14 protein-coding genes are annotated in these 20,691 nt (G+C 61.5%); 8 read left to right on the forward strand and 6 right to left on the reverse strand.

Features of this window, described 5'->3' with window-relative positions; translation table 11 throughout:
- Positions 1–20: 20 nt before the first annotated feature.
- The gene (locus HW556_RS12760) at positions 21–2,627 is read left to right on the forward strand and encodes an erythromycin esterase family protein (RefSeq protein WP_176900453.1); all 2,607 of its coding nucleotides are present in this window, start codon (positions 21–23) and stop codon (positions 2,625–2,627) included.
- A 119-nt stretch (positions 2,628–2,746) separates the two neighbouring features.
- Here the strand turns inward: HW556_RS12760 and HW556_RS12765 are convergent, their stop codons facing one another.
- A complete protein-coding gene (locus HW556_RS12765; RefSeq protein ID WP_176900455.1) occupies positions 2,747–3,832 on the reverse strand; it encodes a lysylphosphatidylglycerol synthase transmembrane domain-containing protein in 1,086 nt (361 codons plus the stop codon).
- Between the two features lie 393 nt (positions 3,833–4,225).
- Between HW556_RS12765 and dxs the strand changes: the two genes are divergently transcribed.
- Together dxs and HW556_RS12775 are read left to right on the forward strand one after the other, a co-directional pair.
- Positions 4,226–6,166, forward strand: coding sequence for a 1-deoxy-D-xylulose-5-phosphate synthase (dxs, locus tag HW556_RS12770; RefSeq protein ID WP_176900457.1), 1,941 nt, complete (start codon positions 4,226–4,228; stop codon positions 6,164–6,166).
- Positions 6,167–6,529: 363 nt separating this feature from the next.
- On the forward strand, positions 6,530–7,078 hold the full coding sequence (locus tag HW556_RS12775) for a YceI family protein (RefSeq protein WP_176900459.1): 549 nt from the start codon (positions 6,530–6,532) through the stop codon (positions 7,076–7,078).
- Between the two features lie 34 nt (positions 7,079–7,112).
- On the opposite strand, the gene HW556_RS12780 is transcribed toward HW556_RS12775, so the two are convergent.
- A complete protein-coding gene (locus HW556_RS12780; RefSeq protein WP_176900460.1) occupies positions 7,113–8,132 on the reverse strand; it encodes an SRPBCC family protein in 1,020 nt (339 codons plus the stop codon).
- 79 nt (positions 8,133–8,211) lie between these two features.
- Between HW556_RS12780 and HW556_RS12785 the strand changes: the two genes are divergently transcribed.
- Together HW556_RS12785 and HW556_RS18930 are read left to right on the forward strand one after the other, a co-directional pair.
- Complete coding sequence (locus tag HW556_RS12785) at positions 8,212–8,985, forward strand: alpha/beta fold hydrolase (RefSeq protein ID WP_176900462.1); 774 nt, start codon at positions 8,212–8,214, stop codon at positions 8,983–8,985.
- A gap of 1,086 nt (positions 8,986–10,071) precedes the next feature.
- Entirely contained in the window at positions 10,072–10,668 is a 597-nt protein-coding gene (locus tag HW556_RS18930) for a T9SS type A sorting domain-containing protein (RefSeq protein WP_176900464.1), read from the forward strand.
- Between the two features lie 120 nt (positions 10,669–10,788).
- On the opposite strand, the gene HW556_RS12795 is transcribed toward HW556_RS18930, so the two are convergent.
- A complete protein-coding gene (locus HW556_RS12795; RefSeq protein ID WP_176900466.1) occupies positions 10,789–11,784 on the reverse strand; it encodes an aspartate-semialdehyde dehydrogenase in 996 nt (331 codons plus the stop codon).
- A gap of 162 nt (positions 11,785–11,946) precedes the next feature.
- Here HW556_RS12795 and HW556_RS12800 point away from each other — a divergent pair, with 162 nt between their 5' ends.
- The 3 genes from HW556_RS12800 to HW556_RS12810 all read left to right on the forward strand — a co-directional run bounded on the left by HW556_RS12800 (position 11,947) and on the right by HW556_RS12810 (position 17,645).
- Positions 11,947–14,556, forward strand: coding sequence for a lamin tail domain-containing protein (locus HW556_RS12800; RefSeq protein ID WP_176900468.1), 2,610 nt, complete (start codon positions 11,947–11,949; stop codon positions 14,554–14,556).
- A gap of 194 nt (positions 14,557–14,750) precedes the next feature.
- On the forward strand, positions 14,751–16,229 hold the full coding sequence (locus HW556_RS12805) for a DUF1800 domain-containing protein (RefSeq protein ID WP_176900470.1): 1,479 nt from the start codon (positions 14,751–14,753) through the stop codon (positions 16,227–16,229).
- A 207-nt stretch (positions 16,230–16,436) separates the two neighbouring features.
- Positions 16,437–17,645: a DUF1501 domain-containing protein gene (locus HW556_RS12810; protein WP_176900471.1), complete on the forward strand. Its 1,209-nt coding sequence runs from the start codon at positions 16,437–16,439 to the stop codon at positions 17,643–17,645.
- Between the two features lie 154 nt (positions 17,646–17,799).
- On the opposite strand, the gene HW556_RS12815 is transcribed toward HW556_RS12810, so the two are convergent.
- The 3 genes from HW556_RS12815 to HW556_RS12825 all read right to left on the reverse strand — a co-directional run bounded on the left by HW556_RS12815 (position 17,800) and on the right by HW556_RS12825 (position 20,479).
- The gene (locus HW556_RS12815; protein ID WP_176900473.1) at positions 17,800–18,672 is read right to left on the reverse strand and encodes a transporter; all 873 of its coding nucleotides are present in this window, start codon (positions 18,670–18,672) and stop codon (positions 17,800–17,802) included.
- Between the two features lie 119 nt (positions 18,673–18,791).
- Entirely contained in the window at positions 18,792–19,868 is a 1,077-nt protein-coding gene (locus HW556_RS12820; protein ID WP_176900474.1) for a hypothetical protein, read from the reverse strand.
- Positions 19,869–19,942: 74 nt separating this feature from the next.
- On the reverse strand, positions 19,943–20,479 hold the full coding sequence (locus tag HW556_RS12825) for a GNAT family N-acetyltransferase (RefSeq protein ID WP_176900476.1): 537 nt from the start codon (positions 20,477–20,479) through the stop codon (positions 19,943–19,945).
- Positions 20,480–20,691: the final 212 nt, after the last annotated feature.

Here is a 20,691-nt window from a genome sequence, read left to right on the forward strand (position 1 = left end):
CTATCAGCATCCGAGTGTTTATGAATCGAATTTTACCGGCCGCTCTCGGCCTCCTGCTGATCACGCTCAGCAGCCCCGCCACGCTGGCCCAAGCCGTCCCATCCGCCGCCGTTACGACTCCGGTGCCGCTGCCCACTCACATCATCCGCACCATCGACCCCACGGATGCCGACTTTGCTGATCTGGAGTTCCTGCGGCAGGAAATAGGGGGCGCGCGGGTGGTGATGCTGGGCGAGCCAACCCACGGCGTGGGCACGGGCACGGCGGCCCGTATCCGGCTGTTGCGGTTTCTGAAGGAACGTATGGGCTTTACCACAGTGGCTTTTGAGAGCGGCTTCTACGCGGTGGACCGGGCCGAGCAGGAAATTCAGCGAGGGGCGCCGGTGGCGGCCGCTATTTCGGCCTCGGTGTATCCGGTCTGGACCGAGACGCAGGAATTCCAGGCGATGCTGCCGCTGCTGGGTAAGGGGGGGCTGCGCGTTGCGGGCTTCGACTCGCAGGTGAGCTGGAATGATGACGTGATGCTGGAGGAGTTGGAAACCTTCCTCAAGCCTGAAAAAGGAGCTGATGGCATCGCCTATGATTACCTCGATGAGTGCGTCAGCATGATGGGGGAACATTCCATATTCCCGCCTTCGCACCAGATTCTGCTGTTTGACATGCAGCTAGGTAAGGCCCGCAAACTGCTGACGAAAGTAGCCGCCGGCCCCGATGCCCGGCGGCGGGAGCGGGCCGTATTCTGGCTTCAACAGCTGCGCAGCCTACAGGCGCAGGCCCACGACTTCGCCAGCAACGACCCGGCTATGAAAGACTCCGCCGAGTTCAAAGCCAAAGACAGCAACGCCCGCGACGCGCAGATGGCCGACAACTTGCTGTGGTATCTGCGCCAGCACCCGCAGGAAAAGGTGGTCTGCTGGGGTGCCATCGGGCATCTGTCCGGCAAGGTGAGCGGGTTCGACAACGAGGAACTGCGGCAGTTCCGGCCGATGGGCCAGACGGTGAAAGCGGCCCTGGCTCCGGGGGCAGTGTATGTGCTCAGTACGCTGGCTGGCGGTGGCACCCACGGCTTTGGCTATTGGGGCAAGCACGAGCCGGTGCCGACGCCCTTGCCCGGCTCCTTAGAGGCCGAACTGCTCGCGCAGGGCCAAGACTATAGTTTCGTCAGCCTGAAGCACGATGCACCAGGCCGCCGTCTGACCACGTATGCGTTGCAGTTTCTGCCAGTTGCCGGCCTCTGGAGCGAGGCGGTGGATGGGTTCCTGTACTTAAAATCCATTGAGCCGCCCCACGCCGCGACCAGTATTGTCGCGTTGGTTGCGCCGGAAACTACGGAGGGGGCGGCCGACATGCCGCCGACCCGGCTGGGCCAGCAGAATCCGGCAGCCACGCGTCCGGCGGTTACAGGCAGCGGCGCGGCCTTCGCGCTCAGCGGCACCGTGCTCGACCGCAAAACCGGCCAGCCGGTGCCTTTCGCCACCGTAGCCGTGCCCGCCCGCAGTGCCGGCACCATTACCGATGCCCAGGGTAAATTTCGGCTGGAAACCCGCCGGGGTGAACTGGTGCAGATAAGCAGCATCGGGTACGAGCCCACTACACTGGCCGCCGTGCCCGGAACCACCACCACGGTGCGCCTCACGCCGGCCGCGTTTGCGCTGACCAACGTGCGTGTGAGTGCTCAGTCGCAGGACCCGAAGCGGATTATGAAAAAGGTGATTAAGGCGGCCGAAACCAACTACGAGCAGCAGGATTACCTGGCGGAAGTGTATACGCGCCGCCGCCTTATCAGCTTCGATACATTATATCATGAAGTGGAATACGTGAGCCATGTATTCGAGCCGGCCGGACACCGGGACTGGGGCGGCGGCTTTCTGGCTCTAGGACCTAAGGAAACTCATGCCATACGCGAAGTGAATGTGCCGGTGGCTTCGCCCAAAAAGCTGACACACTGGGACTACTCGGAAGGTGGGCACGGTTTCTATACGGCAGGTGCCGACCCGGTTCGGATTTCACCGCTCTTCAAGTCGGCCACGCTGGGCAAGTACATCCTCAAACTGGATTCTATTGAACAGCGAGCTGGGGAAACAGTCTACGTCGTTCAGTTCGCGGCCAAGCGGGCTTCCAAACGAGCTACCGGATTTGGGTTGATGGCGGGCTATTCGGGCAAGGTCTACATCCGTCAGCAAGACCACGCCGTGATTCGGTACGAAGCTTTGTGGCTAGAAGATACTGTTACGCTGAATGCTGCCGCGCGTAAATACGAGGGACGCCACAACGTTGGTTCCCGCCTTTTTACTCGTTTGTTCACCGACCACCGGCGGGTACACGTGGTGACTTACCAGAAAACTGCTAACGGACGCTACCACGTGGCCAACAGCGTTGCGCAAACGGTGGTGGCTGGCCGGAAGCTGAGTGGACAGCCGTTCTATAATCAGAAATTCTGCGAAGAATACTTCACCACCTTGCCCGCCGAAGCGCTACCCACGCGCCCGGACAGTGAAAAAGACCCAGCTCTGAAAAATGGCGAAATCTGGCAGCTCTCCAAAGTGCCCTACCACCCCGAGTTCTGGCAGACTTACCAGCGCCCGGTACCCGCCGAGCCGGCCCCGGCGCTGGAGGCTACCAAGTAACTCCGGTTGCCGATAGGTCGATGTAGGGGCGGGGCTGGCCCCCGCCTGCCGTTGAACGGAATCGTTGAAACGGTGCGAGCGGGGGGCGGGGGCCAGCCCCGCCCCTACAGTGACCTTCGCTACGAGTGCATCACTTCCGCGGCCTTCGGCTTGCCGTAGATGCGGCCCACCCAGCGGGGTAGGAACACGGCTCCGAGCACCAGGTAGAGGTAGTACGTCGTGATGCGGTAGAGCAACACCATGAAATTGGTCATGGTGGCCGTGCCGATGAACTTGCCGAAGAATGTGGGGAAAGCGCCCTCGGCAATACCCGCGCCGCCGGGCGTAATGGCAATCAGCAGGATGACCTTGTAGGTGAGGTTACGCCCGAAAATCAGCCAGAAATCGGTCCAGCCCACCTCCACAAACGCCCCAATCAGGCAGCCAATAACCAGGTAGCGGGCCGACCAGACGAAGAACGTGCTCAGGCCGGCGCGCAGCCAGTACACGAGGCCGTTGCCGCGCAGCTCGGCCGAAGCCTGCACCAAATCGTGGCCCAGCTGGTAGGCCCGGCCCCGAAACCGCCGCAGCACCTGCGCCGAAAACAGCCGCACCAGCAGCCGCCGCACGGCCCGCGGGTTAATGAAAATGGCGTACACCATGAGCAGTGCATATGCCGTCACGAACACGTAGCTCAGGATAAAGCCGATGCGCAGTGTGGCAATTAGACCCCCGTGTAGTGCTTCGTAAGGGTACAGCGTTTCGCCTCCGATAAGCACTACGAGCGGCACCATGAGCACATAGTACATGTTGTCGAGCATGGCCGTGGCCATGATATAGGCCACCGACCGGCCCAGCGGAATGCCCTCCTTGTGTAGTAGCACCGGCGCCACGGCTGTGCCGCCCACCGCCGAGGGCAGGATGCAGGATGAGAATTCCCAGAGCATGATCACGTCGAGCGAGGCGCGCCAGCTGAGCACTTTCTGGGTGAGGTAGCGGATGCGGTACACGTAGCCAGCGTCGCGGGCCACCAGCACCACCAGCATCACCAACAGCCACGTGGGCTTGGCGTTGCCCAGCGCGTCGAGGTCGCCGGGTTGGTAGCTGCGCCAGAACATGAAGCCCACCACGCCTAGGCCAATCAGCACCGGCAGCACAATCCGCGAGGGCCGGAGCTTGTCGAGCAGTTGCTGGTCTTCGGATTGGGCGGTAGTAGGCTCGGGCATGGAGTAAAGGTAGGGGGTTGAGCGGGGTTGAATAGAGGTCGGGCTGTGATTGGATTGCGTGAGGTTGAGCTGCGTGAGGATGGATTGAATAAGGAACTTGGAAAGAATGGTGTCATGCTGAGCGCAGGCGCAGCCGCAGTTGAAGCATCGCTACCGCACTGCTAATCCTAATGTCTGCAACGAAGCGGTAGAGATGCTTCGACTGCGTCTCTGGTTGCGCTCAGCATGACACTTTCCGCTTCACTCATTGCCCAAGTCATTCCATTCATCCGCCGGAACTGAAAACCCGTAACTTTGCTCGTTGCCTATTGTCGGGCCGGCCGCGAGCATAACTTTCGGGCCGGGTGGCGGTTGCAACCCTACTTATTCCTTTGCCTACCTACCCCTGCGCGCATGATTGTTGAACCCGGGCCCCTGCTGGCGGAAATTAATTCCCCCGACGACCTCAAAAAGCTCAGCCCCGACCAACTGGTGCAGGTGAGCCAGGAACTGCGCCAGTTCATCGTTGATTCGGTTTCGATTTACGGTGGCCACTTCGGCGCCTCGCTCGGTGTGGTCGAGTTGTCGGTGGCCCTGCATTATATCTTCAATACGCCCCACGATCAGCTAGTATGGGATGTGGGCCATCAGGCTTACGGTCACAAAATCCTGACGGGCCGCCGCGACCAGTTCCCTACCAACCGCCGCTACCAGGGCATGTCGGGCTTCCCGAAGCGTAGCGAAAGTCCTTACGATGCCTTTGGGGTGGGCCACAGCTCCACCAGCATCGGGGCGGCGCTGGGTATGGCCGTGGCTTCTGATTACAAAGGCGAGTTCGACCGGCAGCATATTGCCGTGATTGGCGACGGGGCCATGACGGCCGGTATGGCCTTCGAGGCGCTCAACCACGCCGGCGTCGAGAAGTCCAATCTGCTGGTTATCCTCAATGATAACTGCATGAGCATCGACCCCAACGTGGGCGCGCTCAAGGAATACCTCACCGACATCACCACCTCGCGCACCTACAATAAAGTGCGCGACGAACTGTGGAACGTGCTCGGCAAGCTTAGCAAGTTTGGCCCCAACCCCCAGCAGATTGCCCGCCGCGTCGAGCAGGCCATGAAGGCCACGCTGCTCAAGCAGGGCAACCTGTTCGAAGCCCTCAACTTCCGCTATTTCGGCCCCGTCGATGGGCATGATGTGCAGCATTTGGCTACCATTCTGGCCGACCTCAAGAACATTCCGGGCCCCAAACTGCTGCACTGCGTAACGGTGAAGGGCAAGGGCTACGCGCTGGCCGAAAAGGACCAGACGCTCTGGCACGCGCCGGGCTTGTTCGACAAAATAACGGGCGAGATTTACAAGAAAGCCCTCGATAAACCCCAGCCGCCCAAGTATCAGGACGTGTTCGGGCATACTATTGTGGAGCTGGCCGAGGCCAACGACAAAATCATGGGCGTGACGCCGGCCATGCCTTCGGGCTGCTCGCTGAACATCATGATGAAGGCCATGCCCGACCGCGCCTTCGACGTGGGCATTGCCGAGCAGCACGCCGTTACGTTCTCGGCGGGCCTGGCCACCCAGGGGCTGGTGCCGTTCTGCAACATCTACTCCTCGTTCATGCAGCGGGCCTACGACCAGGTCATCCACGATGTGGCGCTGCAGAACCTGCACGTGGTGTTCTGCCTCGACCGGGCCGGTTTCGCCGGTGCCGATGGCCCCACCCACCACGGCAACTACGACTTGGCCTTTATGCGCTGCGTACCCAACTTGGTGGTTTCGGCCCCTATGAATGAGGAGGAGCTGCGCAACCTGATGTACACGGCCACGCTGCCCGAAAACGCCGGCCCGTTCAGCATCCGCTACCCGCGGGGCGAGGGTGTGATGCCCGAGTGGCGCACGCCGCTGAAGAAAATTGCCATCGGAACCGGCCGCGTGGTGCGCGAGGGCGAAGGCGTAGCAGTGCTCAGCATCGGCCACATAGGCAACTACGCCGCCAAAGCCACTCAGCAGCTCGTCGCCGAGGGCCTCAACCCCGGCCACTACGATATGCGCTTCTGCAAGCCGCTCGATGAGGAGATGCTCCACCGCATCTGCCGCAAGTACAAGTCCATCGTGACGGTGGAAGACGGCTGCCTGCCCGGTGGTTTCGGTTCAGCCATCCTCGAATTCATGGCCGATAACGGCTACGCGCTGCCCGTACGCCGCCTCGGCATCCCCGACCGCGTGGTGGAGCACGGCACCCAGGACGAATTGTACAAGGAGTGCGGCTTCGATGTAGCGGGCATTGCCACCGCTTTGCGCGAGCTGAGCGGCAAGGCAGTGAAGCCGGTAGCGGAAAAGGTGCTGCTGTAAATCATTAATAAGCAAGCAAAAAAGCCGGTGCCGCTATGCGGCACCGGCTTTTTTGCTTGCTTGATAGGGGAGGAAGAAAAGTAGATAACCCCGGTTGCGAAGAACGACGTAGGGGCGAGGCTTGCCCCCGCCCGCCATCAGAACGGGGCATGGTGGGCCTTTACCTGCCGTGCAGCGGTACCGTGCACCGGTGGGCCGAGACAAGTCCCACCCCCACAGCGTGCCGATGCACTAACTCCGCAACCTATGTTTTATATGTGTATGTACATTAATTAAAATAATGTACATACATTTGTTGCGTGCCGGCCAAGTATAGTGCCGGCCAGTATTTCGCATCAGTCTGAACCCCTAACCACTACCACCATGGCTACTACCAAATGGGCGCTTGACCCTACCCACTCCGAAGTGCAGTTCAAAGTAAAGCACCTCGTTATTTCGACCGTAACCGGCTCGTTCAAGCAGTTCGAAGGCGAAGCGGAAACCCAAGGCGACTCGTTTGAGGGAGCCAAAGTGCGCTTCTCGGCCAAAATCGACAGCATTGACACCAACCAGGAGCAGCGCGATGAGCACCTGAAGAGCGCCGAGTTCTTTGATGCCGCCACCTTCCCGGAAATGACGTTTGTATCGACGGACTTCACCCAAAACAACGAAGGCGAATACAAGCTCATCGGCGACCTGACGCTGCATGGTGTAACCAAGCCGCTGACGCTGGATGTGGAATACGGCGGTCAGGCAGGCGACTTCTATGGCAACACCAAAGCCGGGTTCGATGTAACGGGCAAAATCAACCGCAAAGATTTTGGCCTCGCATGGAGTGGCATAACTGAGGCTGGCTCCATTGTGGTGAGCGAGGAAGTGAAGCTGATGGCCAGCATACAGTTCGCCAAGCAGGCCGAGCCCGCAACCGTGTAGCCCTTCTTTCTTATAGCAAAAGGCCCGTTACTGATTAGTAACGGGCCTTTTGATTAGCTGCCAGGGCAACGGCGACTCCGGCGGACTCCGTTTCGCAGCGGCGGCGGATAACTTCGAGGATGCGGCGCTGGATTTCGCTCATAATGTAGCCTGTCCAGAGGCCGGCGTAGGGGTTGATGCGGGTGCTGAGGCGCTGCTGACTGTAGAGCACCAGGCGGGTGCAGCCGGGGCCGGCGGGCTCCAGCTCATAGGTGCCGCGCAGTACATCGAAGAACCGGCCGCCCACGGTCACGTGCTCATCGAACGTAGTAGGCGGGATGGTGGCGGTGTTGGGTACGATGCTAAACGAGATGCGCCGCTGGGGCTCCCACACATCAATAGTTTCCAGAAACTCCACGCCCCGCTCGAAGGTGGCACGGCGCACTCCGCCCACGCCCTCGTGGCTGAGCGTGGCCTCCACCGGCCGCGGGAAGCCTAGCCGATCTACGAGACTGGGGCCCAAATCCTGGGCCGTGATGGGCGGCACCCGCACAATGTGTTGCCATACCACGTCGGCCGAAGCCGCAATAACTATCGTGTTTTCGACTCGCCGGTACTCGTTGGGGGCCGTAAGTAGGTTTTCTAGCGGGGCCAGCACGAAGGGCAACAGGGCAAAGGCCGCTACTACGTAAGTTTTGGACTGATTACCCTCGTTTCTAGTTAGAAAATGGTAGATCAGCGCCCCTAGCGCTGCGGTAATAGTGAAGAGCGGGGAAATTATAAGCACGCAAATCATGCCTTCGAGATGAAACAGTAACGCTGAGGTCAGGAACACTAGCACTGTTAGAGAAGGCCCCCACACCAAGTGCCACCACAGGGAAGCAGTGCGTGGCGTAAAATGAGCCGTTACGGCCCCAAGCGCCATTGGCACTAGCAGCAAGAAGCAGAGCATAAGCAGGCCGCCACCATCGTTGAAGTAGCGGCTGGCGAAGGTGAAGCGTCCCAATAGTGCTATCAGCAAGCCCGCACCGCTGGCAATAAGGTATTGGTAATGCTGTCGTTTGATAAAGGCCATGCGAAACAAAGAGAGTGGGAACGGATGCGGCAAATGTGCGTATTTGTCGGGATTTGCCTGCACTTCTATTCCACCGCTTATGCCTGCCCCGCAACCCACGCTCGTCTTCCTGCACGGCTTTGCCGAAAGCCCCGACATCTGGACCGACTTCACCCGCGGCTTTCCAGCTGGTTACCGCGTGCTCATGCCTGCGCTGCCCGGCCACGGCCCCCAGCCTGGCCCGGTAACCGACTACGCTATGGAAGCCCAGGCGCAAGCGGTACTGGCGCGGCTCGACGCGGCCGGAGCCGACAAGGTGCTACTGGTGGGCCACAGCATGGGCGGCTACGTGGCCTTGGCTTTGGCCGCAGCGCAGCCCGAGCGGGTGGCTGGCCTCGTGCTTTTCCACAGCACCGCCCTGCCCGATACCGACGAGAAAAAAGCCGCCCGCGACGAAAGCGCCGGTTTTGTGCGCCGCCACGGGGTCGAAAAGTACATGCGCTCCGCCATCAAGCCCCTGCTGGCTCCCGGTAACCGCAAGCGGCTGGCCGCCAAGCTAAAGCAACTGGAAGACATAGCCGCCGCCACGCCCGAAATCACCATTTTGGGTTGCCTCGAAGCCATGAAGCACCGCCCCGACCGCACTCAGGTACTACGCGACGCCAAGTTTCCCGTGCTTTTCATCGGCGGCCACGACGACCCGGCCGTGCCGCTGGAAACGCTGCTGCCCCAGTTAGCCCTACCCGCCCAGAGCCACGCGCTTCTACTGCGCGGTGTGGGCCACTTGGGCTTCATTGAGGCGCCTGAGCTGACGCGGCAGGCGGTGCTGGATTTCGCGGCAGTGTCGTTTGGGCAGGTAACTGTCGGAACGTAAAGCAGAAAAGATGTCCTTAAGAAATACTTAAATAGTGGGAACCTGGATGAATAGCGGTGGCTTTGTGCTTCTTTGTAGATGGTTGTAATACTGTATTCTGTATATTTTGACTATTTTCGTTGCTTGAAGGTCAGTGAGATGCCAATTCTTGCACCCCTCTTTTCCACTCTCATTTCAAAACCTATCTGCATGAAGCTCTACACTTTTTTCCTCTTTCTGACCTGTCTGCTGGGTGGGTTGCTGAACTCTGGAAAGGCCTCCGCTCAATGTTCTGGTCAATTTGATCTTACTTATCCCACGGGTACTGGTACAGCTACACAGGATTTCAATAACGGCGCCTCTCCCCCACCCATACAATTCTGCCCCGATGGCTCGGGACAGGTGACGCTTACAGTTTTAGAGAAATCAAGAAGCGGCGTTTTCACCGTTAGAAACCAAGCTGGTGCGCCCGTATTCACGCGAAGGTATACGGCCGTAAATGAAAGCTTCACTTTTCAGATACCAGTTTCGGATGCAATCCGGTACACATTTGACAATACTACTGATGGTAGTTGTCCAGCGAAACTGATAAGCTTTGACCTTACCCTCCAGCCCAGCGTTTCGCTCACTTCCAGTTCGGGAAGTAATGGCGTGTGCGTTGGTACTACTGTTACGCTGACGGCTACCGGAGGTGCGGCTACTAATCCTACCTACACGTTCTTTGCCAACGGGATGCAGATAGGGCAAAACAGCACTGGAACGCTTGATGTAACGCCCCGGACTTCTACAACTTATACTGTCCAAACTGCGTCGGCTGGCTGTAACGGCAATACTGCTACTCAGGCTATTACGGTGAACACCAATAGTCTCTCGATTTCCTCAAATGCACCCAACAATACAACGAGCACCCCGGGCGCGGCTGTTACTCTCACATCAGCCGGTGGAACAGACGGTACCTACAGCTATAAAGCTACATCTAATGGCGTTACCACAGATGTAACTGGTCCTGGCTCTACTAGCTCTTCGGTGACGGTTAATCCTACGAGGACCACTCGCTACACTGTAACTGGCCCGACGGCCGTTGGCGGCTGTCCAAGCTCTGCTGTCGTGCAGATTCAGGTAGGTAACAGCACTTTACCAGTGAGCCTGACCAGCTTTACGGCGGCCTGGAAGGGCAAGGCTGCGGAATTGCGCTGGGCTACGGCTTTTGAAATCGACAATAGTCATTTTGTAGTGGAGCGCAGCTTCGATGGAAGCGCCTTTCGGGCCGTGGGCCGGGTAGCCGGTGCCGGTACCACCAGCGGCGCTACCACCAACTACCGCTTCGATGACCCAACGCCTGTTCCAGCCGGATCCTCACGGCTCTACTACCGCCTGCGCCAGGTAGATTTCTCGGGGGCCGATGTGCTTTCGGGCGTGCGGGCAATAACCGTGTCTGGCCTAACGAATACACTCGCCGCCGTTGTGCTGCCAAACCCAACTATCGGCTCCGCTACCGTCCGCTTCGTGTCGGCCACCACTGCGCCCGTACGGCTCGAAGTATTTAACATGATTGGTCGGCGGGTATTACTGAAAGTAGTAGCCGCTCAGGATGGTCAGATGGAAATACCGCTGCCCGAAGCTGCTGCCTGGAAAGCAGGTGTGTACCAGATATCTATCAGCCAGAATCAGCAGCGCCAGGTAGTCCGCTTGGTGCGTCGCTAAGCCGCTAGCTTCCGCCTTTCCTTAACATGAATGAGTCCGCCTCCTTTTACAGGGGGCGGACTCATTTATGTTAAGCCAGATTGAAACCAGCGGTAATCCGTGCCACTAAGTTGGCGAAAGCTACCCGAGGAGCCCCATTTTCACCATCACCTCGGCAATCTGTACGGCGTTGGTGGCGGCGCCTTTGCGCAGGTTGTCGGCCACTACCCACATGTTCAGCGTCTTGGGCTGGGTTTCGTCGCGGCGCAGGCGGCCTACCAGTACGGCGTCGCGGCCGTGGGCGTTCTGGGGCATGGGGTACACGTTTTTCTGCACATCGTCTACCAGCTCTACGCCTTCGGTGTGGCGTAGCAGCTCGCGTACGTCTTCGAGGTCGAATTCCTGGGCGAATTCCACGTTTACGGCTTCGGAGTGGCCGCCCATTACGGGCACGCGCACGGTGGTGGCGGTGAGGCGGATGGCATCGTCGCCGAAGATTTTCTTCGTCTCCAGCACCATTTTCATCTCCTCCTTGGTGTAGCCGTTCTCCTGGAACACGTCGATGTGGGGCAGCACGTTCAGGTCGATGCGGTGGGGGTAGGCGGGGTTGCTGGCCGTCTGGCCAGCGCGCTCCTGCATCATCTGATCGACGGCCTGCTTGCCGGTGCCCGTTACGCTCTGGTAGGTACTCACCACGATGCGCTCAACCTTGTATTTTTTGTGCAGCTCGTTGAGGGCTACCACCAGCTGAATGGTGGAGCAGTTGGGGTTGGCAACGATTTTATCGTCGGCCGTGAGCGTGTGGGCGTTGATTTCGGGGACCACCAGCTTCTTGGTCGGGTCCATGCGCCAGGCCGAGGAGTTGTCGATAACCACGGTGCCCACTGCGGCAAAGCGGGGCGCTTCCTGCAACGAAATAGCGCCGCCAGCCGAGAAAATGGCCACTGCCGGACGAGCCGCAATGGCGTCGTCTAGGCTCACCACCTTATACTTCTGGCCCCGGAATTCGATTTCCTGGCCCACCGACCGGGCCGAAGCTACGGGCAGCAGTTCCGTGACCGGGAAGTTGCGCTCGGCTAGTACTTTGAGCATCTCGGTGCCTACCAGACCGGTGGCACCCACTACGGCTACTTTCATATGCTTTATCAGTTGAGCCGTAAAGGTAAAGCGGTTATCTTACCTGCGGTTACTGACTTTGGCTTATGCGTGTTTCTCGCAGAGGTTCGCGGAGGAATGCACACAGGTTAGAAGGCGGTTTTCCTGCGCGCATTCCTCCGCGAACCTCTGCGAGAAAATCCGATGAAGAAACTGCTACCCCTGCTGTTGCTCCTGCTGCCCGGCCTGGCCGCCCACGCCCAGCTAACCGACGAGTTTACCGACGGTGACTTCAACCAGAACCCTGCCTGGACCGGCGACGAAGCCGCATTTCAGGTGAATGCGGCCCGCCAGCTGCAAAGCAACGGCCCGGCCGTTACGGGCACCGAGCTGCAGTTGGTTACCGCCAGCCAGGCCAGCACCGGCACCAGCTGGACGTTCTGGGCCAACCTGAAGCTGGCCACCAGCAGCGGCAACTACGCCGATGTGTGGCTGATGGCCGACCGTGCTGACCTGAAAACCAGCGGTACCCGCGGCTACTTCGTGCGCCTGGGCGGCACCCCCGACGAGGTGGCCCTGTTCCGCCAGGATGCCACCGGCAGCCCCGCCTACGTCGTCAATGGTCAGGATGGCACCCTCGGCTCGGCCACCAACAACCTTGTGCGAGTGCGCGTCACGCGCTCGGTGCAGAACGTCTGGACCCTGGAACGCGACCTGACGGGCGGCCAGAGCTTCGCGAGTGAAGGTGCCGGTACCGATGCCACGCATCAGCGCAGCGCCTTTTTCGGCGTACTTCTCACGTATTCGTCGGCCAACAGCAAGGCCTTTTACTTCGATGATTTCCGGGTGCTCGACGCCACGCCGCCTACCTCGGTGCAGGCGGCCGGCGTGGGCCCACGCACGCTCGATGCCACGTTCAATGAAGCTGTAGCTGCCACCCAAAGTGCTGCCAGCTACCAGCTGCCCGGCGGCCCGGCCGTAACTGCTGCCCTCCGCGACGCGGCCAACCCCGCCTTGGTACACCTTACGCTGGCCGCCGACCTGCCAGCGGGCGGCGGCACGCTGGAAGTACGCCAGGTGGCCGACCTCTACGGCAACGTGGCCGCTGGCCCGCTCACGGCCGCGTTCAGCTTCGCGGGAGTGCTGGCCGGGCCACAGTTCGGTCAGCTGCTCATCACCGAAATCATGGCCGACGAAACGCCGGTCGTGGGGCTGCCGGCTTCCGAGTTCCTCGAAATCCATAACCCCTCGGCCACCCGTACGCTCGATTTGGCGGGCGTGCGCCTGAGTAAAGGGGGCAGCACGGCCAACCCGGCCGTGTTTCCGGCTGGTGCCACGCTGCTGCCGGGCGAGTACGCGGTGGTGTGCGGCAGCACTCGCGGGGCCCAGTTCGCCGCCTTCGGGAAGGTGTTTGCCCTCACCAATTTCCCCAGCCTCAGCAACGCCGGCGACCAGCTGCTGCTATCGGGCCGCGACAGTCGCGTGCTGTTCGAGGTAACGTACTCCGACAGCTGGTACAAGGACAGCCGCAAGAAGGAAGGAGGCTGGAGCCTCGAAATGGTGGACGAAGCCAATTTTTGCGGTGGCAGCGAGAATTGGACCGCCAGCAACGACCCGAGCGGCGGCACGCCCGGTCGGGCCAACTCGGTGCGTACCCCCAACCCCGACCGTACCGCGCCGGCCCTTATGCGAGCCGTGGCCCTGTCGCCCACGCTGGTGCGGCTGTTTTTCAGTGAAAAGCTCGACAGCACAGCCGCGGCAAACCCCGCCCGCTACACCTTCTCGCCGGCCGTGGGCGTGGCCCGGGTGCTGCCCGTGGGACCCGATTTCCGGCTGGTTGACCTGCAGCTGAGTACACCATTGCAGCCCAGCCAGCCCCTGACGCTAGCCGTGCAGAGCGCCACCGACTGCGTGGGCAACGCCAGCGGCCCGGCCGCCGCCGTTACGCTGGCTCTGCCCGCGCCGGTAGCGGCCGGCGACGTGGTGGTCAACGAAATCCTGTTCAACCCGCGCACGGGCGGCGTCGATTTCGTGGAGCTGCTCAACCGCTCGGGCAAGTACCTGAACGTGCAGGGTTGGCAGCTCAGTAGCGAGAAACCCGACGGCGCCGTGGACCAGAAACCCATCAGTACTGGCCCCTACGTGCTGGCGCCCGGCCAGCTGGTCGTTCTCACCACCGACCCGGCTAATATCCAGAGCTACTATCCCAACAGCTCGGAGCCGGCCAATTTCCTCGAAATTCCCAGCTTGCCCTCGTACTCCGATGATGCAGGCATCGTCGTGCTGACGTCGGCCACCAACGAGCCGCTGGACCGCTTCGCCTACAACAAAAGCATGCACCTGAAGCTACTCGACGACCAGAACGGTGTGTCGCTGGAGCGCATCCGGCCCGAGGGACCGAGTATCGGCCAGAACTTCCACTCGGCGGCCAGCGCCGTGGGTTACGCCACGCCCGGCCGCCCTAACTCGCAGTACCAGCAGGACCCCGGCGGCGACCAGACGTTCCGGATAGAACCCGAAGTCTTCACCCCCGACGAGGACGGCCAGCAGGACCTAACGACCCTCAACTACGTTCTCGACCAGCCGGGCTACGCCGCCAGCGTCACGATTTACGATGCCCAGGGCCGCCTGGCCCGCCGCCTGGTGCGCAACGAAACGCTGGCCACCAGCGGCTTTTTCCAGTGGGACGGCCTGAACGAGCGGGGCCAGAAAGCGGCCGTGGGCTACTACGTGCTGCATATTGAACTGCTGCGCCCCAATAGCGGCGAAAAGCGCGAGTACCGCAAAACAGTAGTGGTGGGGGCGAGGCTCTGAGTCTGTCATTGCGAGGAAGGATGACGAAGCAATCCGTACGAGCAAGGTCGCAAGTCCCGAAAATCCGAAAAGCCTGGCGTTAGAAGCTTTGCGCTGATTGGGGCTTGGTGTTTTGCTCGCACGGATTGCTTCGTCATCCTTCCTCGCAATGACACGGCTTTAAACTTGGCGGCCCCGTCTGCGTCCAAAGGACCATGACGACGACCACAACCACGCAACGACAACTTCAGCATCTGTACTGGCGGGCGGGCTTCGGGCCGACGCCGGAGCAATTGGCGGCCGGCCTGAGTCCGCGACAGGCGCTGCGGAAGCTGCTGCAGGACTCCCGCACGTTTGCGCCGCTCGATAGCCCGGCCATGCACTACGCCGAGCCGCTGCCTACGCCTTCGGCTGAAATGATGCAAGCCGCCGGCGCGCCCCAGGCGGCCATGGTTACCACGCCCGACCAGACTGCCCGGCCCGCCGGCGCAGCCCCGGGCAAGATGACACCGGAGCAGCGCAAGCAGCAGAACCGGAACCTTCGAAGCGCCTTTTACGCCATGAATACTGGTTGGCTGACGCGCATGGCCACTTCGGAGGCGCAGTTGCGCGAGAAGCTCACCTTCTTCTGGCACGGCTACTTCGCCTGCCGGGTGCGCCGCCCCGATGCCGCGTTGCAGCTCAACAATACTATTCGGCGGCTGGCCCTGGGTAAATTCCCGGAGTTGCTGCTGGCCGTGAGCCGCGAGCCGGCCATGCTGCAGTTCCTCAACAACCAGCAAAACCGCAAGCAAAGTCCTAACGAAAACTTTGCCCGCGAAGTGATGGAGCTGTTCACGCTGGGCCGAGGCAACTACTCGGAAACCGATGTGAAGGAAGCCGCTCGCGCCTTCACTGGCTGGGGCTACAACGGCCAGAATAAGTTTGTATTCCGCGAAAAGCAGCACGACGACGGCCCCAAAAACCTGCTGGGTCGCACCGGCAACTTCAACGGCGGGCAGGCGCTTAGCATCATCCTGGCGCAGCCTGCCTGCGCCGAGTTTATCACCACCAAGCTCTACCGTTTCTTCGTGAATGACGTGCCCAACCCGGCGCACATCAAGCCGCTGGCCCAGACGTTTTTTAAGAGTGGCTACGATATTTCGGCGCTGCTGGAGCAGTTGTTTTCGGCCGATTGGTTTTACGCGGCCGCCAACGTGGGCACCCGCATCAAGTCGCCGGTAGAACTGCTGGCGGGCATGAAGCGCACCTTGGGGCTGGAGCTGACCAACGAGCGGCCGCTTATCGTGTTTCAAAAGGCGTTGGGGCAGACGTTGTTTGAGCCGCCGAACGTGGCCGGCTGGCCCGGTGGCCGCGCCTGGATTGACTCCTCGTCGCTGCTTTACCGGCTGCAGCTACCGGCCGTGCTACTGCGCAACGCCGCCTTCGACGTGCAGCTCAAGCAGGACGAAAACGACCTCGACCCCAACCTGTCCCGCACCGCCCGCACCTTCGACCAAGCCGTGAAAACTACCGTACGGCTGGCTCCATTGCAGCGGCTGCTGGCCGCCACGCCCGCCGCGCAGCAGCCTGCCCGGCTCAGCGAAATCCTGTTGCAAGTGCCCATTCGCCCCGAAAACCTGCCTTTGGTGCGCGGCGAGCTGCGCGACATGACGACGGCTCTGCTGAGCCTACCTGAGTACCAGCTGATGTGAGAGGTTGTGTGGTTGGCTGAAAAGAGCTGTCATGCTGAGCGGAGGCGCAGCCGCAGTCGAAGCATCTCTATTGCTTCGTTGCATACAACCTGAGTTACCGTTGCGGTAGAGATGCTTCGACTACGCCTCCGGCTTCGCTCAGCATGACCGTTCCTTCTTGTCCGATTCCAATAGTTCTACTTCATAATCCCCCGCTAACCTAACGCTATGACTACCCGCCGCGACTTTCTCAAAGTTTCCACGCTGGCCAGCACGTTGCTTTTTGTGCCCAGTTTTCTGCACCGTCTCGATGCCCACGCCCTGCCCAGCCTGCGCGACGCCGCCGGCCGCCGCCTTGTGGTGGTGCAGCTCAGCGGGGGCAACGACGGCCTCAATACCGTAATTCCCTTCGAAGACGACTTGTATTTCAAGGCCCGGCCCACGCTCGGTATCCGGCCCCAGAGCGGCATTCATACCCTCGATAAAGGCCTCGGGTTCAACCCGGCCATGCGCCGCCTCAAAGGCCTCTACGACCAGGGCCACGTGGCCGTGCTCAACTCGGTGGGCTACCCCAATCCCGACCGCAGCCACTTCCGCTCGATGGACATCTGGCAGAGCGGTTCGGGGGCCGATGAGAACCTGACCACTGGCTGGCTCGGCCGCTACCTCGACTCGAATTGCGCCCCTTGCGCCCTGCCCTACAATGGCTTAGAAGTGGATGATACGCTCAGCCTAGCAATGAAGGGGCGGCAGCGCAAGGGGCTGGCGCTTAAAAGTCCCGAGAAGTTTCATCAGCTAACCCAGGGCCGCCTGGTGGCCAAAATTGGGCGCGAGCAGCCAGGCGGTAGCCTTTCCGAGGTAGACTACCTGTATAAGACGCTGGCCGAAACGGCCTCGTCGGCCGATTATCTGTACCAGAAGAGCAAGGTGTACAAGTCGGCCGTGACCTACCCGAACAGCGAGTTTGGCAAGAGCCTCAAAACCACGGCCGAGCTGATAAACTCGGGCGTCGAGTCGCGGGTGTTCTACGTGTCGCTCAGCGGCTTCGACACCCACGTACGCCAACAGGAGCAGCAAGCCCGGCTGCTCGGCGACCTGTCGGAGGGTTTGGGCTCGTTTGCCGACGACCTGCAGAAAGCTGGTAATTTCGATGATACGCTGGTGCTGGTGTTTTCGGAGTTCGGCCGCCGCGTAGGGCAGAACGCCAGCAATGGCACCGACCACGGTACGGCCAACAACGTGCTGCTACTCGGTGGCGGCTTGCGCCGAAAGGGCATCCTCAACAACGCCCCCAACCTGCAAAACCTCGACGCCGGCGACCTGAAATATCAACTCGACTTCCGCTCGGTGTACGCCACCGTACTGCATGACTGGCTTCAAGCCGATGACAGGGCCATTCTCGGCAGCAGCTTCGAGCGGCTGAAGGGGCTGGTGTAGGAGTTAGTTGTAAATCACAGGACGGTGTCATGCTGAGCGTAGTCGAAGCATCTCTACCGCTTCGTTGCATTCATTAGGATTACCACTGCGGTAGAGATGCTTCGACTGCGCTCAGCATGACACCGTTTTGTAACTCATAACTGACAATCCATCACTACCGCCGGACCACGAAGCCCACGAAGTATTCGCGGTCGGCTAAGCGGGAGAGGGCGAACTGGCGGCCGATATCAAACTGCATGTTCTTACCCACGCTGAATACGGCCCCGGTGTTAATGGCTTTCTGCCAGCTACTGGTGCGGAAATCGTGCTGGGCCACCAGCTCGCCGAAACCCGTAAGCCAGGGCCGGAACGCGTGGTCGAGGTTAAGCGAAGGGGTGGTTTGTATGTAGTGCTGCGCTTCGTCGCGGTCGAAGCTGAGGCTCAGGGGCAGCTGAGCGTTGATGTTCCAATTGTCGGCGAAGGTGTAAGTGGCGGGCAGCAGCAGGCCGTACTCGTAGCCGCCCGCGCCCTGCCGGCCCCCGGTGGGCAGGCGCACAAACCCGATAGCGGCCACGGCCAACGGACTTTCGGTGGAGTCGTTACCGAGCAGGTTGCGCTTGAGGCGCACGGTTATGTCGCCAAAGCCCTGGTTGCGGGTGCTAGGCTCATCGGCGGTGGCAGAAGTCCGGTCCCATTCGTAGGCATCGATGAAAAGCTGCACATCGGTCCGGTTGTCGAGGCCCATTTTCAGCACGAAGGCGTTGGCCCGGAAGGTGTACTGTTTGGGTTGCCGCTTGGGGTGGCTGCTGATGAGGTTAGCCAGGGCGGTTTCAAACTGAAAGTGTCCCGCATCAACCGTAAACGGACTTTCGGTGACGCCGGGCCGGTCAGGGGCCAGGTCGCGCATCAGCTCCCGCGGTACTGGCCGAAACAGCGAGTAGCGGCTTTTTACGGCTGTCAGCGAGTCGGTGGGCGCCTGGGCAGCGGCCAGTAGCGGCAGCGCCAGGGCGGCTAATAAAAGGGTAAGGGTTGGGGAGAGCAGGCGCATGGCAGCATGAGAGGAAAAAGCGTCCCACCCGCGGCTGCCCGTGGGCGCAACCGGTAGGCAGAAGCGGACAAGCACCCCCATACGACGGAAAGCAGCCGGCAGCCAACCGCGCCGTGCGGCTAGCGCGCCTTCAGCCACTCTACCAGTCCGTTCCAGTACTCGGTAGCCGGTTGGGGCCACTGCCACTGTCCATCGGGGCCGGTGCGGCCAGGGCGCCGGAAATCGGCGGTTACGCCCGCCAGTACCTGCACCTGCGAACCCCGGCGGTAGCCCAGCATGGGCCGCAGGCGCCGGGCGCTGGCTGCCGCCTGCACCGTGGTATCGAGCCCGGCGTAGTAGGCCAGCACCGGAATCCGCTGCCGGCTGAACACCTGGTAGGCGGCCGCTTCGGCGCGGGTAGCGGCCGCGGCGGCTTCCAGCACCGCAAACCCGGGCTGCGGCTGCTGCCCGGCGGCTTCGGCCACCCGCGGGGCGGCCGTGCCCCGGCCCCAATAGCCTACCCGCCCCGAGTCGACGGCAGCTTGCCGCCGCAGGGCCGCCAACGCCGCTACCGGCAGCACTGCGCCCGAATCTGCGGCGGCGGGGGGCAGCAGCAGCGCTGCAATGCCGCAGCGGGCCAGGTGCGTAGCGCGGCGGGCGGCGGCGGGGCTATCGGCGGCCGAGGCCAGCAGCACCAGCGCCGGGTGGCGGGGCAGCGTATCGTCGGGAAGCAGCAGGCGCAGGCGCTGGGCGGGCTGGCCGGGCACGGTTAGCGTCAGGGTGGTGTCGCGGAAGCCGGGGGCTGGGGCTTCGCCGCGCCGTACCCATACGAAATCAGTCCGTACGCTGTCCCAGTTGAGTACGCCGCGCAGAAAGTCGCCCTCGCGCACGGCCTGTACCACAATGCCGCCGGGCTGGCCGGGGGCTTCTTCCAGCCGCAGCTGGGGGGCCTGGTAGCTGGCGGTGGCTGCCTCAAAATCCAGTCCCGGCATCTGCGGAAAGCTTAGCGTAGCCGTCAGTTGGCCGGACTTGGTTTCACGTAGGTCGAGGGCCGTGCGCAGCTCGCTGCCCTGGTAGCTAATGGCGCCTTCGTAATGGCCGGTGGGCGGGGCAGTGTTGGCCACCTCGCCCGCGCCCGAGTTGCCTGAGCAGGCGCTCAGCAGCAACGCCAGCAGCGGAGCCAAGCCGGTAATACGAAGGAAGGGAGGACGTTGCAACGGCACGGAGTAATGGGGCGGGCGGGCAAAGGTAGCGGATGCGTGCGGAACGGGTAAGCCGGCCCGGCCTGCGCCTACAGGCCCTTGCGCAGGATCAAATCGGTCTGGGTTTCGGTGCCGAGCTGAAACGCCTGCTGCCCGATAGGCCGGAACCCGAAGCGCTGGTAAAACTCCCGGGCCCGCTCGTTCTTTTCCCACACGCCCAGCACCACGGCCCGGCACTGCTGCTGGCGGGCCTCCTCAATGGCCCGGCGCATGAGGGCCGCACCCAGGCCGGTACCAATCCAGTCTTCGGCCACGTACAGGCGCTCCACCTCCAGGCGCTTCTCGGGCGTTTTGGTGGGGTCGAGTCCCAGGCTGGAGCGGGTGTTGAGCTTGGCGTAGCCTACCACTTGCTGCACCATCTGAGCCAGCAGAAATACGGTGTCGGGGGCCTGCAGCTCGGCCAGCTGCAGCTCGGCCCCGAAGGTGGCCGCCTCGTAGGCAGCCATATCGGCGGCATCGTTCTGGGCGGCGTAGGTTTCGTGAAACAGCCGCCGGCCTAACTCGGCGAGTTGGGCGGCGGCGGCCGGTGTGCGTTTGGCAACGCTGATGCGCAGAGGATGGCTCATAACTAAACTGGGCCCGGAAAAGCAGGGCCCAGCAAAGGTAAATAGCTGAAGCTGTCCGGAAAGCCAATAGCAGTTATTAAAGAAGCTGTTCAGTAAACACAGGCCTCAATAAACACAGGCCTCAATAAACACAGGCCTCAAATGGAGCTGTAGGGGCGGGGGGTTGCTGCGCCCGCGCCCCCCCCCCCAAGCATCCTCCGCGTTTGCGCGCC

The organism is Hymenobacter terrestris (assembly GCF_013377905.1).
Lineage (GTDB): Bacteria > Bacteroidota > Bacteroidia > Cytophagales > Hymenobacteraceae > Hymenobacter > Hymenobacter terrestris.